This window comes from Polaromonas sp. JS666, from assembly GCF_000013865.1.
In the GTDB taxonomy this organism is placed as follows: Bacteria; Pseudomonadota; Gammaproteobacteria; order Burkholderiales; family Burkholderiaceae_C; genus Polaromonas.
Window position 1 is genome coordinate 2,799,406 of record NC_007948.1, and the last position, 14,820, is coordinate 2,814,225.

General features: G+C 61.3%; 12 protein-coding genes. 5 read left to right on the plus strand and 7 right to left on the minus strand.

The window, feature by feature from the left end; all coding sequences use genetic code 11:
• Positions 1 to 83 precede the first annotated feature (83 nt).
• From BPRO_RS13230 to BPRO_RS13240, 3 genes are all read left to right on the plus strand, one after another.
• Positions 84 to 719, plus strand: coding sequence for a LysE family translocator (locus BPRO_RS13230; protein ID WP_011483577.1), 636 nt, complete (start codon positions 84 to 86; stop codon positions 717 to 719).
• Positions 720 to 1,031 (plus strand): DUF167 domain-containing protein, encoded by a 312-nt coding sequence (locus BPRO_RS13235; protein ID WP_011483578.1) that lies wholly within the window; start codon positions 720 to 722, stop codon positions 1,029 to 1,031. It abuts the gene before it with no gap.
• Between the two features lie 92 nt (positions 1,032 to 1,123).
• The gene (locus BPRO_RS13240; protein ID WP_011483579.1) at positions 1,124 to 1,600 is read left to right on the plus strand and encodes a RidA family protein; all 477 of its coding nucleotides are present in this window, start codon (positions 1,124 to 1,126) and stop codon (positions 1,598 to 1,600) included.
• A 48-nt stretch (positions 1,601 to 1,648) separates the two neighbouring features.
• Here BPRO_RS13240 and BPRO_RS13245 read toward each other — a convergent pair whose 3' ends face one another.
• A complete protein-coding gene (locus BPRO_RS13245) occupies positions 1,649 to 2,836 on the minus strand; it encodes a PQQ-dependent sugar dehydrogenase (RefSeq protein ID WP_011483580.1) in 1,188 nt (395 codons plus the stop codon).
• Between the two features lie 306 nt (positions 2,837 to 3,142).
• Between BPRO_RS13245 and BPRO_RS13250 the strand changes: the two genes are divergently transcribed.
• Positions 3,143 to 3,706 carry a C40 family peptidase gene (locus tag BPRO_RS13250; RefSeq protein WP_011483581.1) on the plus strand — a complete coding sequence of 188 codons (564 nt, stop codon included), beginning with the start codon at positions 3,143 to 3,145 and terminating at the stop codon, positions 3,704 to 3,706.
• Positions 3,707 to 3,738: 32 nt separating this feature from the next.
• Here BPRO_RS13250 and BPRO_RS13255 read toward each other — a convergent pair whose 3' ends face one another.
• From BPRO_RS13255 to BPRO_RS29610, 6 genes are all read right to left on the minus strand, one after another.
• On the minus strand, positions 3,739 to 4,749 hold the full coding sequence (locus tag BPRO_RS13255; protein WP_011483582.1) for a tripartite tricarboxylate transporter substrate binding protein: 1,011 nt from the start codon (positions 4,747 to 4,749) through the stop codon (positions 3,739 to 3,741).
• A gap of 267 nt (positions 4,750 to 5,016) precedes the next feature.
• Positions 5,017 to 6,861 (minus strand): dihydrolipoyl dehydrogenase, encoded by a 1,845-nt coding sequence (gene lpdA / locus BPRO_RS13260; protein WP_011483583.1) that lies wholly within the window; start codon positions 6,859 to 6,861, stop codon positions 5,017 to 5,019.
• Entirely contained in the window at positions 6,858 to 7,451 is a 594-nt protein-coding gene (locus BPRO_RS13265) for an MFS transporter (RefSeq protein WP_011483584.1), read from the minus strand. Before BPRO_RS13265 ends, lpdA begins: the two co-directional genes overlap by 4 nt.
• A complete protein-coding gene (aceF, locus tag BPRO_RS13270; RefSeq protein WP_011483585.1) occupies positions 7,448 to 9,118 on the minus strand; it encodes a dihydrolipoyllysine-residue acetyltransferase in 1,671 nt (556 codons plus the stop codon). Before aceF ends, BPRO_RS13265 begins: the two co-directional genes overlap by 4 nt.
• Positions 9,119 to 9,162: 44 nt before the next feature.
• The gene (aceE, locus tag BPRO_RS13275) at positions 9,163 to 11,796 is read right to left on the minus strand and encodes a pyruvate dehydrogenase (acetyl-transferring), homodimeric type (protein ID WP_369794710.1); all 2,634 of its coding nucleotides are present in this window, start codon (positions 11,794 to 11,796) and stop codon (positions 9,163 to 9,165) included.
• 275 nt (positions 11,797 to 12,071) lie between these two features.
• Positions 12,072 to 12,227: a hypothetical protein gene (locus BPRO_RS29610; RefSeq protein WP_157045799.1), complete on the minus strand. Its 156-nt coding sequence runs from the start codon at positions 12,225 to 12,227 to the stop codon at positions 12,072 to 12,074.
• On the opposite strand from BPRO_RS29610, the gene BPRO_RS13280 reads away from it, so the two are divergent.
• Entirely contained in the window at positions 12,220 to 14,787 is a 2,568-nt protein-coding gene (locus BPRO_RS13280) for a PAS domain-containing sensor histidine kinase (RefSeq protein ID WP_041388817.1), read from the plus strand. The two genes, BPRO_RS29610 and BPRO_RS13280, sit on opposite strands and share 8 nt — an antisense overlap.
• Positions 14,788 to 14,820 lie beyond the last annotated feature (33 nt).

Sequence of the window (14,820 nt, forward strand, 5' to 3'; positions counted from 1 at the left end):
AACGACTGCCTTGCTAAGGTAAATTCCACTCCTGCCATTTCTCATTTCCGATTTCTCATTTTCGATTTCTCACCTCTGCGCCCATGACCCTCTCCGCCTGGCTCCTGTTCATCACCATTTCGCTGGTCACCGCATTCAGCCCCGGGCCGGGCATTTTGCTGGCCGTCTCCAACGCCGTCGCCTGGGGGCCACGCAAGACGCTGTGCAGTTCTGCCGGCAATGTGCTGGGCGTGTTCGCCGTCTCCGGCGCGGCAATGGCGGGCCTGGGCACCTTGCTGCACACCTCGGCCTGGCTGTTTGCGGTGCTCAAGATCTTGGGTGCGGTGTACCTGGTCTACCTCGGTTACCGTCAATGGACGAGCAAAACCTCGATGTTCGACAAGCCTTTGCCCACCGAGGCGCAGCCCGGAAAACCCAACGCCGTCCTGTTCCGGCAAGGCCTGCTGGTGGCGCTGACCAACCCTAAAAGCATCCTGTTCTTCACCGCGCTGTTTCCCCAGTTCATCCACCCGGACGCCCCGGTGCTGCCGCAATTCCTCGCGCTGACCAGCGCCTTCACCGCCTGCGTACTGACATCCCACCTCGCCTACGTGCTGCTGGCAAAGCGCACCCACCGCTGGTTCGGCACGGCCCACCGGGCCCGCCTGTTCAACCGTGTCTGCGGCGGCGCCTTCGGCCTGCTGGGTGTCAGCCTGTTGCGTTTAAAAACCCCCAACTGAATGGCCGCACCGCGCAACGCCACCGGCGACTCGTTTTTTGCCTGGGACGGGGATGTGCTGGTGGTCAACATCCTGGGCAAGCCCGCCGCCAGCCGCGACGCCATTGGCAAGCCCAAAGGCACGCAGCTCAAAGTCAGCGTCACCGCCGCGCCGAAGAGTGGCAAGGCCACCGACCACATGGTGCGCTTCCTGGCGCCGCTGTTCGGCGTGGCGGTGGCCGACATCGAGGTGGTGTTTGGCCAGGAAAACGTCAACAAGCAACTGCGCATCAAGGCCCCCAAAAAGCTGCCTGAGGTGTTCACCGCCAAGTGAAAACGCGGGAACCTTGCCCTCCGCCTGGATAGTTACCTGATTAATCAAGCTAATCAAGCGCTACCGACCACCCACAAAGGAGCCCACAGTTCATGGAAGACTCACGCGAAACCAGGTTCGCCGCCGCAGCAGCCGCACTCGGCTACAACTTCGACGGTGAAATCAAAATCGGCGGAAATTACGTCCCCGTCGTGCAACACGGCGACCAGGTCTACGTCAGCGGCCAGATCCCGCGCGTCGGAAATACCGTGGTCGTCACGGGCCGCGTCGGAACGGAAGTTTCAGTTCCTCAGGCCCAGCTGGCTGCCAAGGTCTGTGCCATGCGCGCGCTCGCACTGCTGCGGCAAAGCCTCGGAAGCCTGGAGCGGGTGAAACACATTCTTCGCATGACGGTCTACGTGCAATCGGCTCAAGACTTCACTCAGCAAAGCGAGGTCGCCGATGCCGCGTCAGCGGTGTTGTATGCCGTTCTGGGCCCTGCCGGCATTCACACGCGCACCTCGGTTGGCGTTGTCCAGCTCCCCAAGAACGCGTCCGTCGAGCTTGACCTCATTGCCGCAGCAGGGTAGCCCATCATTCGCGCAGACAGCCACTGGCCAGCCGGTGCCTGCCGCTTGTCACCCGCCAGGCAGCAGGCGTATCAGCTTGCCGTTGCGACTGTCCGTCAGCACATAAAGCAGGCCATCGGGGCCCTGCCTCACGTCGCGAATGCGCTCGCCCACCTCGACCAGAAGCTTGCTTTCACGAAGCACCTTGCCCCCGAAAGGCGCCGACAGCTCGATGCGGCCCAGGTAGGCAAACTTGAGCGAGCCTACAAACAGGTTGCCCTGCCAAGCCTTGCCGTAACGCTCGCTGGTCAGAAACGCCATGCCCGAAGGCGCAATCGACGGGACCCAGTAATGCAGGGGCTGCTCCATGCCCGCTTTGGCCGTCAGGCCCTCGCCGATCTTGCCGCCGCCATAATTTTCCCCATACGTGATGACCGGCCAGCCGTAATTGGCGCCGGCCCTGGGAAGATTGATTTCATCTCCACCCTGCGGCCCGTGTTCATGCATCCAGAAACTGCCATCGGGCGTGAGCGTGGCCCCCTGAGGATTGCGATGGCCGTAGCTCCAGATTTCCGGCAAGGCCCCGGCCTTTCCGACAAAGGGGTTGTCCGGGGGTACGGAGCCGTCCTTGTTGACGCGGACGATCTTGCCGTGGTGGTTGTCGAGTTTTTGGGCATCTTCCCGGCGCGAAAAACGCTCACCCAAGGTCAAAAACAACTTGCCATCAGGCCGGCCGTTCACGCCGGGGCTGCGGCTTTCAACGATGCGGCAGCCAAAGTGGGCCGAACTGGCGAATTTTGGCTTTTGGCTGAAGATGATCCTGACGTCGTCCAGGCGGGCCTGGTCTGCGCTCAGGGTAGCGCGTGCCAGGGCTGTGCTGTTGCCGTTGCCCGTGGCGGCCGGCTCGGAAAAACAGAAGTAAAGGCTGCGGTTGCTCGCAAAATCGGCATCAAGCACCACATCGAGCAAACCGCCCTGCCCGCCGGCGTCGATCCTGGGTAGCCCGGCAAGGGGGGCTCCCAGTCTGCCGTCCGGCTGAACCACCCGCATCCGGCCGGGACGTTCCGTCACCAGAAAACGCCCACCCGGTAAAAAAGCCACACCCCACGGGTGCTCCAGGCCCGCCGCCACAGTTTCCGGGCGAACAGGTGGCGCCTGGTTTTGGGCGCGAGCCGACGGTGCAGGCGTGAAAATTGCTACAAAAATAATAACTAAAAATGCCTGTTTCAACCCGGTTAATGCCATATTTTTCTCCATCAATAGCCTTTCCCGGCGTCCATTGTCTGGGTGACGGATGACGGTCTGGAATGAATTTGCATGCGGCTTTCCGACCAGATAATCCCACGGCGAGCCTGTTTTTGCCGCTCGGGTCAGTGAACGCATCGGGCTCCGATGTAGTTGTTTTCGTAAGCAAACATAGCACTTTCTCATTAGAAGATGCTTTATCGTCGTGTTGAGTCGTTTTAAGTCGTTTTAAGTCGTTACAAATCAATGGGTTGTAATCGCAATCAAGAAACAACATGAGATTGACGCAGGACCAATCCTTCAAGTAAGCTCCACGCCATGCGAATGTTTGCCCCTGCCCTCGTCATTGCCTCTGCCGCGTTGCTGGCGCTCAGTGCACACGCAGCGCCCGGCAACTCTGCTGATGACATGGACAAGCTGCTGGCCGACAAGGGCCTGCTCACCCGAATTGACCAAGTTCGCCAGAACGTCCGCGACAGGGCGTCCGAGCTGGTCGTCAATGCCATGGGCTTCCTGGGAGTGCCTTACAAACGGGGCGGCAACAACCTTGAGACCGGTTTTGACTGCAGCGGTTTTGTGCGTGCCATTTATGAGCAAAGCGTGGGCCTGTTGCTGCCGCGCAAGGCTGAGCAGCAGGCTGCGGCCACTCAAAGCATTGACAAAAACGACTTGCAGCCCGGCGATCTGGTGTTTTTCAACACCCTGAGGCGTGCCTTCAGCCACGTGGGCATTTACGTCGGCGACGGCAAGTTCATCCACTCCCCCAAGCCGGGCGCTGAAGTCCGGGTGGAGAGCATGGGCGTGGACTACTGGGCGCGCCGCTTTGACGGCGCCCGCCGCGTGCAAGGCAGCGCGCCGCCAGCCAACCCGGCTGGCGAATAGGTCCGCGCAGGCAGCATCTGCCTGTCCATTGATCAGTCGGCCTTGACGCCGGCATCCCTGATCACCTTCGCCCATTTGGCCGTTTCGGCCGCAATAAACGCATCAAACTCCTCCGGTGTGCCCCCGCCGGCAAAAGTGCCCATGGCGTCCAGCCGGGCCCGGGTTTCATCGCTGCGAATGATGCGCCCCACTTCTTCCGACATACGCCTGATGATGTCTTTCGGCGTGGCAGCCGGCGCCAGCATGCCGGCCCAGGTGCTGCCGGTGAAGCCGGCAAATCCCTGCTCGATGAAGGTCGGCACCTCGGGCACAGCCGGCAGGCGGCGGTCGCTGGACACGCCAATCAGCCGGACCTTGCCGGCCTTGCCCTGGTTGATCAGTCCGGTGGCGGCATCAAAAAACAACTGGATCTGCCCGCCCATCAAATCGGTGAGCGCCGGCACGGCGCCGCGGTAGGGAATGTGCACCATATAGGTTTTGGTGAGGGACTTGAGCAGCTCGGTGGTCAGGTGCGCGGCCGAGCCATTGCCGGATGAGCCAAAACTGACCTTGCCGGGATGGGCCCGTGCGTACTCAATCAGCTCTTTGGCAGTTTTGAAGGGTGCGTCGTTGTTGACGGCGGCCAGCAGCGGCGACACGCCCATCAGCGAGACGCCAGTTAAATCCTTGCGCGGGTCGTAAGGAAGTTTGGGGTACAGCGTGGTGTTGGCGGCATAGGCGGCAATGACCACCGCAAACGTACTGCCATCGGCCGGGGCCTTGGCCAACATGTCCACACCAATGATGCTGTTGGCGCCGGGCTTGTTGTCCACCGTGACGGTTTGCTGCAGGCGGTTTTGCAGACCGACCTGGACGATGCGCGCCATCTGGTCGGTGAAGCCGCCGGGCGTGTAAGGCACGATCAGGCGTATCGGCTTGTTCGGCCAGGCAGACTGGGCAAACAGCGGCGCGCACACCGCACTGGCGCCGGCCGTGATGGCCAGGTTGAAATGGCGGCGTGACAAACGACCCACGAAACGACCAACGGACCTGGCTTCGGACATGGCTTCTCCAGATAAGACCAGCCATTCTCGGCCAGGCAGCCTGCGACGGCCACCGGGTTTGCACCACAAGAGCGGATAGCATGAGGCCGAGCGTTTGATGGCCTAACGGCCTGGGCGTGCGACCGGAAAAGTTATGAATAGCGGCTACAGGACTTTTGTTTTGAATACCACTAAATTCAAGTCGACCGCATGCGCTGCTCCGGGAAACCGGCAACAAAAAGCCCGGACCTTCGCTGGTCCGGGCTGGCAGGGGGTTAGCAGGGTTGCTTACTTGCGCGCCGGCGGAATATCGGTACAGCTGCCATGCGCCACCTCGGCCGCCAGGCCCATGCTCTCGCCGAGCGTAGGGTGCGGATGGATGGTTTTGCCAATATCGACGGCATCCGCGCCCATTTCAATCGCCAGGGCAATCTCGCCAATCAGGTCACCGGCGTGCGTGCCCACAATGCCACCGCCGAGGATCTTGCCATGGCCATGCGCTTCGGGGCTGTCGTCAAACAGCAGCTTGGTGAAACCTTCATCGCGGCCGTTGGCAATCGCGCGGCCCGAGGCCGTCCAGGGGAACAGGCCTTTCTTGACCTTGATGCCCTGCGCCTTGGCCTGGTCTTCGGTCAGGCCTACCCAAGCAATTTCAGGGTCGGTGTAAGCCACGCTCGGGATCACGCGGGCATTGAAAGCGGCGCTCGCCAGTTCCTTGTTGCCCTGCAGCTCGCCCGCAATCACTTCAGCCGCCACATGCGCTTCATGCACCGCCTTGTGCGCCAGCATGGGCTGGCCCACGACATCGCCAATCGCGAAGATATGCGGCACGTTGGTCCGCATCTGGATGTCGACAGGGATGAAACCGCGGTCGGTCACGGTGATGCCAGCTTTTTCAGCCGCGATCTTTTTACCGTTGGGCGTGCGGCCCACGGCCTGCAGCACCAGGTCGTAGGTTTGCGGTGCGGGAGCGCCCTCGCCTTCAAAGCTGACTTCAATGCCAGCCGCGGTCGCCTTGGCCGCCACCGTTTTGGTCTTGAGCATGATGTTGTCAAAGCGCGGTGCATTCATCTTCTGCCAAACCTTGACCAGGTCACGGTCGGCGCCCTGCATCAGCCCGTCCAGCATTTCAACCACGTCCAGGCGCGCGCCCAGCGAGGAATAGACCGTTCCCATTTCCAGGCCGATGATGCCGCCGCCCAGAATCAGCATGCGCTTGGGCACTTCTTTCATGTTCAGTGCACCCGTCGAATCCACCACGCGCGGGTCCTCGGGCATGAAAGGCAGGCGCACCGCTTGCGAGCCCGCGGCGATCACGCAATGCTTGAAGGCAATGGTCTGCTTCTTGCCGGTGGTCTCTTGCGCGGCACCCGAGGTTTCCTGCACCTCGACATGGTGCGCACCGACGAAACTGCCGTAACCGCGTACCACGGTGACCTTGCGCATCTTGGCCATGGCGGCGAGCCCGCCCGTCAGCTTGCCGACGACTTTTTCCTTGTGCGTGCGCAGTTTGTTGATGTCCAGCACCGGTTCGCCAAAGCTCACGCCCAGGCTGTCGAAATGCCGGACTTCATCCATGACGGCCGCCACGTGCAGCAGCGCCTTGGATGGAATGCAGCCCACGTTGAGGCAAACTCCGCCAAGGGTCGCGTAGCGCTCTACCAGCACGACCTTGAGGCCCAGATCGGCAGCGCGAAACGCCGCCGAATAGCCGCCAGGGCCCGCGCCCAGCACCAGCACGTCGCAGTCGAGGTCTGCCGTGCCGGCGAAACTGGCGGCGGCCGGGGCCGGCGCTTGAGCTGCTGCACTCGCAGGAGCAGCCTGCCCGGAAGGAACGGGGGCTGGGGTCTGTTTTTCTTCGGATTTTGGAGCAAGTGCTGCGCCTGCGCCCTCCAGCAGCAGAACGATAGAACCTTGCTTGACCTTGTCGCCAATCTTGACCTTGACTTCCTTAACCACGCCGGCCTGGCTCGACGGGATTTCCATCGATGCCTTGTCGCTTTCCACGGTGATCAGGCTCTGCTCGGCCTTGATGGTGTCGCCGGCCTTGACCAGCACTTCAATCACGGACACTTCGTCAAAGTCGCCAATGTCCGGTACCTTGATATCGATGAGACTCGAAGATGCGCTCATTTGGAGGCTTTCAATTTGAGAGTAAATACTTCAATGGGTCCAGCGGAGTTCTTGTCGAACTCGCAGCCGGCATTCATGCCCGCCAGGGCTACTTCGCGGGCGGTTCTGGCCTTGTCCCAGCAGGCGTGCATGGCCCCCAGCGCAAAACTGCGGCCTGACCCAATGCCCCAAAACTCCTTGAATTCAAAGACTTCGCGGTAGCTGTAAAGGCCGTAGATGCCGCTGGCATTGGCGATCACCACGGTGAACTGGCTGGACTCGTAGGGGTCGTTGTCGTCTTCCTTGGTCTGCAGGAAAAACGTGTCTTTCAGCAGCGGGTGCAGCTTGATGAAGGTGTCAAACACCTCGTCGCGGGACCCCAGCTTGAGATCTTCCTTGGCCAGCGCGGACATCGCCTTGCGCAGCGCGGGAAAATGCGCCACCGTGCCGGCCATGCCGATGTAGCTGGTACCCACCACGGGCGCATCCACCTTGAATATCTTGCTGTTGGCCTCAAACCGGTGGGTCAGGCTGGTATCGCCAAACGTGACCAGCGTGTCAGCGGCAATGGCAATCTGGCCCGCCTTCTTCACAACCACCAACGTTGTCATAAAAGAACGCGGCGGAAGTCGGCGAGGATTTGTCCGAGATAGGCGTTGAAGCGCGCGGCGCCGGCGCCGTCGATCACGCGGTGGTCCCAGGCCAGCGACATGGGCAGCATCAGGCGCGGCTGGAAGGCCTTGCCATCCCACACAGGTTCCATCTGGCTCTTGGAGACGCCGAGGATGGCGACTTCCGGCGCGTTGATGATGGGCGTGAAGTAACGCCCGCCAATGCCGCCCAGCGACGAGATGGTGAAGCTGGCGCCCTGCATTTCGGCGGGCGTGAGCTTGCCGTCGCGCGCCTTCTTCGCGAGTTCGCCCATTTCCTGGCTGATCTGCAGCACGCCTTTTTTGTCGGCATCCTTGAGTACGGGAACGACCAACCCGTTGGGCGTGTCGGCGGCAAAACCGATGTGGTAGTACTGCTTGTAAACCAGTTGGTCGCCGTCCAGCGAGGCATTGAATTCGGGGAATTTCTTCAGCGCCGCAACGCTGGCCTTGATCAGGAAGGCCAGCATGGTGACCTTCAGGCCTGCCTTCTCGTTTTCCTTGTTGGTCGAAACGCGGAAAGCTTCCAGCTCGGTGATGTCGGCATCGTCATGGTTGGTGACGTGCGGGATCATCACGTAGTTGCGAAGCAGGTTGGCGCCGCTGATCTTCTTGATGCGGGACATGTCCTTGCGCTCGACTGGCCCGAACTTGGTGAAGTCGACCTTGGGCCATGGCAGCAGGTCCAGTCCCACGCCGGTACCACCGGACGATGCGGGTGCCTTGGCAGCCTGCGCCTGGGTGCGGGTATCGCCCGCCATGACCGACTTGGTGAAGGCCTGCACGTCGTCCTGCGTGATGCGGCCCTTCGGACCTGTGCCTTTGACCTCTGCCAGGGGCACGCCGAGCTCGCGGGCGAACTTGCGCACCGAGGGCGAAGCATGCGGCAAACTGCCTTGCTGGGCCGTGGCGGGCTCATGCGCCGGCATGACCGCAGCAGCCGGCGCGGCGGCCGCCGCAGAAACAGGTGCAGGGGCGGCGGCCGGTGCAGCCGGTGCGGGCGCCGGGGAGGTCCCGGTGGCTGCAACAGAGCCTTCCAGAATGGCCAGCAGATCACCGATGTTGACGATGTCGCCCAGCTTGACCTTGAGTTCCTTGAGTACGCCCGCGGCCGACGACGGAATCTCCATCGAAGCCTTGTCGGACTCCACGGTGACCAGGGACTGCTCGAGCTTGATGGTGTCGCCCGGCTTGACGAGCACCTCGATGACCGACACATCCTTGAAGTCGCCGATGTCGGGTACACGGACCTCGACCGGGCCGGCAGCTGCGGCCGGCGCCGACGCCGGGACTGGCGCCGGTGCGGGGGCAGGCGCCGGTGCTGCCGCCGTGCTCGCAGCGGGTGCAGCAGAAGCTGCCGCAGCCGATGCTGTTGCCGGTACTGCGGCGCCGGCCGCTTCCACCGTCAGCACGATGGAACCCTGCTTGACCTTGTCTCCGAGCTTGACCTTGAGCTCCTTGACCACGCCAGCCTGGCTGGACGGAATCTCCATGGAGGCCTTGTCGGACTCCACCGTGATCAGGGATTGCTCAGCCTTCACGGTATCGCCTGGTTTGACGAGCAACTCAATCACCGTCACTTCGTCGAAGTCCCCAATATCAGGAACCTGAATATCTACCACTGCCATGTTGTTGTCTCCGATTGCTTGCGGGCTAATGCATCAAACCTGCATCAGGCATAAAGGGGATTGATCTTGTCGGCATTGATACCGTACTTCTTGATGGCTTCGGCAACCTTGGCAACCGGAACCGTACCCTCTTCGCTGAGCGCCTTCAGGGCCGCGATCACGATGTAGTGGCGGTTGATTTCAAAGTGCTCGCGCAGCTTGCTGCGGAAGTCGCTGCGGCCAAATCCATCGGTGCCCAGGACCTTGTAGGTGCGCCCCTTGGGGATAAACGGCCGGATCTGCTCGGCGTAAGCCTTCATGTAGTCGGTCGATGCAACGACCGGGCCGGCGTGCTTGTCGAGCTGCTCGCCCACAAAAGGCACGCGGGGTTTGTCGGTCGGGTGCAGCAGGTTCCAGCGTTCGGCGTTCTGGCCATCGCGGGCCAACTCATTGAAGCTCGGGCAGCTCCACACGTTGGCGGCAACACCCCACTCTTTCTCAAGCAGTTCCTGCGCGGCAATCGATTCACGCAGGATGGTGCCGGAGCCCAGCAGTTGTACGCGCGGCGTGAGCTTGGCGCCTTCCTTGCAGAGGTACATGCCCTTGATGATCTGTTCTTCGGTACCGGGCTGGAGGCCTGGCATCGGATAGTTTTCATTGAGCAGCGTGAGGTAAAAATACACGTTGTCCTGCTTTTCCACCATACGCTTCAAGCCATGGTGCAGGATGACACCCACCTCATGGGCAAAGGTCGGGTCGTAGCTGATGCAGTTGGGAATCGTGCCGGCCAGGATGTGGCTGTGGCCGTCTTCGTGCTGCAGGCCTTCGCCATTCAGTGTGGTCCGGCCAGAGGTGCCGCCCAACAGGAAGCCACGTGCCTGCATGTCGCCAGCCGCCCAGGCCAGGTCGCCGATGCGCTGGAAACCGAACATCGAGTAGTACACGTAGAACGGGACCATGATCCTGTTATTGGTGCTGTACGAAGTGGCCGCTGCGATCCAGCTGCTCATGCCACCAGCCTCGTTGATGCCCTCTTGCAGGATCTGGCCCTTGGCGTCTTCCTTGTAATACATCACCTGGTCTTTATCGACCGGCGTGTACTTCTGGCCATCAGGGTTGTAGATGCCCACCTGGCGGAACAGGCCTTCCATGCCGAAGGTGCGGGCCTCATCGACCAGGATGGGCACCACGCGTGGGCCGAGTGCCTGGTCGCGCAGCAGCTGCGTGAGGAAGCGCACGTAGGCCTGCGTGGTGGAAATTTCACGGCCTTCGGCGGTCGGCTCGAGCACGGCCTTGAAGGTTTCGAGCGCAGGCACGGTAAAGCTCTCGTCGGCCTTGACGCGGCGGTGCGGCAGGTAACCGCCCAGGGCCTTGCGCCGCTCGTGCAGATAGCGCATTTCCGGGGTGTCATCGGCCGGCTTGTAAAACGGCAGGTCGGCCAGCTGGCTGTCGGGAATCGGGATGTTGAAGCGGTCGCGGAAGATCTTGATGTCATCGTCCGTCAGTTTCTTGGTCTGATGCACCGTGTTTTTGCCCTCGCCAATCTTGCCCATGCCAAAACCCTTGACGGTCTTGATCAGCAGCACTGTGGGCTGGCCGGTGTGATTGACGGCCGCATGGAATGCCGCATACACCTTTTGCGAGTCGTGGCCGCCACGGCGCAGGTTCCAGATGTCGTCGTCGCTCATCTTGGAGACCATCTCCAGCGTCTTGGGGTTCTGGCCAAAGAAATGCTTGCGCACGTAGGCGCCGTCGTTGGCCTTCATGGCCTGGTAGTCGCCGTCCAGCGTGTCAATCATGACTTTGCGCAAGGCGCCGTCCTTGTCGCGCGCCAGCAATGGATCCCAGTTGCTGCCCCAGATCAGCTTGATGACATTCCAGCCGGCGCCGCGGAACTCGCCTTCGAGTTCCTGGATGATCTTGCCGTTGCCGCGGACCGGGCCGTCCAGACGCTGCAGGTTGCAGTTGATGACGAACACCAGGTTGTCGAGCTTCTCGCGCGCGGCCAGCCCGATGGCGCCCATCGATTCGACTTCATCCATCTCACCGTCGCCACAGAACACCCAGACCTTGCGGTTTTCGGTGTTGGCAATACCGCGGGCGTGCAGGTACTTGAGGAACCTGGCCTGGTAAATCGCCATCAGGGGGCCCAGGCCCATGGAGACCGTGGGGAACTGCCAGAATTCGGGCATCAGCTTGGGGTGCGGGTAGCTGGAAAGCCCCTTGCCAGCAACTTCCTGGCGGAAATTGAGCAGTTGCTCTTCCGTCAGGCGGCCTTCAAGGTAAGCGCGTGCGTAGACGCCAGGCGACACATGCCCCTGGATGTAGAGGCAATCGCCGCCATGGTTCTCGCTCTCGGCATGCCAGAAGTGGTTGAAGCCCGCACCAAAGAGACTGGCCAGCGAGGCAAACGAGCCGATATGTCCACCCAGATCGCCGCCATCCGCGGGATGCAGGCGGTTGGCCTTGACCACCATGGCCATGGCATTCCAGCGCATGTAGGCGCGCAGGCGTTCTTCAATTTCGAGGTTGCCGGGGGAGCGCTCTTCCTGGTCGGTTTCTATGGTGTTGACGTAAGCGGTGTTGGCCGAGAAAGGCATGTCAATGCTTTTCTGGCGGGCATGTTCGAGCAGTTGCTCAAGCAGGAAGTGGGCACGTTCCGGGCCCTCGCTTTCAATGACCGCCGAGAGGGCATCCATCCACTCCCGGGTCTCCTGCTTGTCTTTGTCCAGGGTGTTCTCACCCAAGGCATCGTTCGCGGCGGCGCGTAGGTTGTCGGCACCGGCTTCATTTGGATTGGCAGCCATTTTTGTCTCCTGAGTAACGCTTGTTTGACCCGAACCACAACTTTGAGGCTGCGCACAAAGCTTGTGTCTGACTTGTCCCTAAGGCGTGTTTTAAACGCAATTTAGATTCAAGTCTCTAGTTTCTCATAATATTTACTAAATTTCAAATAGTGCTTATTGATTTTATATTATGAAATTTCAACTTCACCGCCTTTCTCACGAAAGTCAATGCGGGCAGAGAACACCCCTGCGACCAGACACTGAAGCTCACCCCAAAAGATCATGACCATGCGGGTATCGCCGGGATACATCTCACTTAAACTGTTACCTTCCTCTATGTCCAAGCCCTCCTCCTTTTCCGACTCCGTTGCAGCGAGTCCCGCACCCCTCGCTTTCTGGCACCGCTGGTGGGGCAAACAGTCGCCATCGCGGCAGGACCGTTTTATCACCTTGGGTCCGCTGCTGGCGGTGGTGCTGTTCCTGGCGGCTGTCATCGCGGCCTTCGCCTATCTGCGGATCGAGGAAATAGACCGCGAGCAGCAGGCCGTCAAACGCGATGTCGAATACGCCCAGCAAAGGTTGCGCCTGCGGCTGCTTGAGAGGCAGGAGCAGCTCATGCGCATTGGCCGGGATGTGTCCAACAAGGAGGTTGACGCCGAAGAGTTCATCGTCCAGGCCGAATCGCTGGTCAACCAGTACCCCGAACTGATGACTGTGACGTGGATCGACAGCAAGCGGCGCGTCAAGGTTGCCTATGCATCGCCCAGCGTCCATCCCAGCCAGTCGCGCGTCGCAGGCGAGCAGCTCAAGGTCGGCGAGACAGACGGCACGTATGAACTGGCGCGAGACCTGCGCCAGCCGGTTTACTCACGCCCCCTGGCAGCCAACGAACATAGCGGCCACAACGCACCTACCCTGCAATTGCAGGTGCCACTCGATGACCAGGGGAAATTTGACGGCGTCATCATGGGCGAATACTCCATCGATGGCTTGCTGCGCTTCGGCGTTCCCACCGAAGTGACCGCCAAATACGCGGTGACCCTGATCAATGACAAGAACCTCGTGCTGGCTGGCAACTTGCCACCCAGGCGCAATCCGGCGGCCCGGCTGCTGCCGTGGTCTGACGCTGCTGCCGAGTACGAGATCCCGGTTTCACCTGTGGGCAACGGGCTGCTGATTCGCGCAGAAGGCTACCGTGCCTCGCTGGGCGTTGTGGGCAGCGGCTTCTTCTGGCTGGTCAGCGCCCTCAGCGCCCTGACCGTCTGGATGCTTCTGGGCACCTGGCGCCACACCCGCCGCCGCGTCCAGGCGCAGCAGGCGCTGATATCCGAAACCAACTTCCGCCGAGCGATGGAAAATTCCATGCTCACCGGCATGCGCGCGCTGGATTTGCAGGGCCGCATTACCTACGTCAACCCCGCTTTCTGCGCAATGACGGGCTTTAGCGAAAGCGAGCTGGTGGGCCGTACCCCGCCCTTCCCGCACTGGCCTGAAGCCGAGATCGATATCCTGATGGCGCGGCTTGACGACGAGTTGCACGGCCGCACCCCTCCCGGTGGATTCGAAGTCCGTGTCAAACGCAAAAACGGCCAAATCTTTGATTCCCGCATGTATGTGTCGCCCCTGATTGACCCACGCGGGCAACAGACGGGCTGGATGACGTCGATGACGGACATCACCGAGCCCAAGCGCATTCGCGAAGAACTGTCAGCCTCGTATGAACGCTTCACCACGGTGCTGGAGGGGCTGGATGCAGCGGTCTCCGTAGCGCCGCTGGGCAGCGAAGAACTGCTGTTTGCCAACAAGCTGTACCGGTCCTGGTTCGGCGGCGAGGTGTCCGGGCACATGAACCTGATTGCGCAGGCCGGTGTGCCGGCTGCCATGCCCACCGAAGACGCCATCGATCCGGTGGACGGCATGGCCGGATTTCCGACCGACACCCTGACCACCGCCCAGACGGAAAACGCCGAAATATTTGTGCCCGACCTGGGCAAGTGGCTGGAAGTGCGCTCGCGCTACCTCACTTGGGTAGACGGCCGCCTGGCGCAAATGGTGATCGCGACCGACATCACGCCACGGCGCCATGCCGAAGAACAGGCCGCGCAGCAAAACGAGCGCGCCCAGACCGCGAGCCGGCTCATCACCATGGGCGAAATGGCATCCAGCGTGGCCCACGAGCTCAACCAGCCGCTGACCGCCATCAACAACTATTGCAATGGCATGGTGTCGCGCATCAAGGGCCAGCAAATCAGCAATGAGGACCTGCTGATCGCGCTCGACAAGACCGCCCGGCAGGCGCACCGTGCCGGCCAGATCATCCAGCGCATCCGCTCCTTTGTGAAACGCAGCGAGCCCAACCGAACCTCTGCCGATGTCGCCACCATGGTCAGCAACGCCATGGAGCTGGCCGACATCGAGTTGCGCCGCCACCATGTGCGGCTGAGCCACTACATCGCGGCCCGTTTGCCCAACATCATGGTGGACCCCATCCTGATCGAACAGGTGCTCATCAACCTGATGAAAAATGCGGCCGAGTCGATTGAGCAGGCGCACCTGCCCACGGCCCGCCGCAGCGTGGAATTGCGCGTCGTACCCAAGCACATCGAGGACCAGAGTGTGGTGGAGTTTTCGGTCCTTGACTCGGGCCGGGGCCTGTCGCCGGAAGTCAAGGCACGGCTCTATGAAGCCTTCTACTCCACCAAGGCTGAGGGCATGGGCATCGGCCTGAAACTGTGCCGCAGCATTGTCGAGTCCCACCAGGGCAGGATGGAGGCCGAGAACCTCTACAATGGGGACGAAGTGGTGGGGTGCCGGTTCACTTTCTGGATCCCCGTGACGCCCCTGCTTTCACCTGCACCTTCTGCTAGCGATACTGTAGCGGCCAAGGATGCCGGCGTTCACTAAAGCACCTTCAGGAATAGTTTCGAGAAGTTCACA

Bases quoted from the DNA above. Each gene is read 5' to 3' on its own strand.
- BPRO_RS13255 (WP_011483582.1), bottom strand. From the start codon at position 4,749: ATGTCCGAAGCCAGGTCCGTTGGTCGTTTCGTGGGTCGTTTGTCACGC.
- BPRO_RS13245 (WP_011483580.1), bottom strand. From the start codon at position 2,836: ATGGAGAAAAATATGGCATTAACCGGGTTGAAACAGGCATTTTTAGTT.
- BPRO_RS13265 (WP_011483584.1), bottom strand. From the start codon at position 7,451: ATGACAACGTTGGTGGTTGTGAAGAAGGCGGGCCAGATTGCCATTGCC.
- BPRO_RS13240 (WP_011483579.1), top strand. From the start codon at position 1,124: ATGGAAGACTCACGCGAAACCAGGTTCGCCGCCGCAGCAGCCGCACTC.
- BPRO_RS13250 (WP_011483581.1), top strand. From the start codon at position 3,143: ATGCGAATGTTTGCCCCTGCCCTCGTCATTGCCTCTGCCGCGTTGCTG.
- aceF (WP_011483585.1), bottom strand. From the start codon at position 9,118: ATGGCAGTGGTAGATATTCAGGTTCCTGATATTGGGGACTTCGACGAA.
- BPRO_RS13235 (WP_011483578.1), top strand. From the start codon at position 720: ATGGCCGCACCGCGCAACGCCACCGGCGACTCGTTTTTTGCCTGGGAC.
- lpdA (WP_011483583.1), bottom strand. From the start codon at position 6,861: ATGAGCGCATCTTCGAGTCTCATCGATATCAAGGTACCGGACATTGGC.
- aceE (WP_369794710.1), bottom strand. From the start codon at position 11,796: ATGGATGCCCTCTCGGCGGTCATTGAAAGCGAGGGCCCGGAACGTGCC.
- BPRO_RS13230 (WP_011483577.1), top strand. From the start codon at position 84: ATGACCCTCTCCGCCTGGCTCCTGTTCATCACCATTTCGCTGGTCACC.
- BPRO_RS13280 (WP_041388817.1), top strand. From the start codon at position 12,220: ATGTCCAAGCCCTCCTCCTTTTCCGACTCCGTTGCAGCGAGTCCCGCA.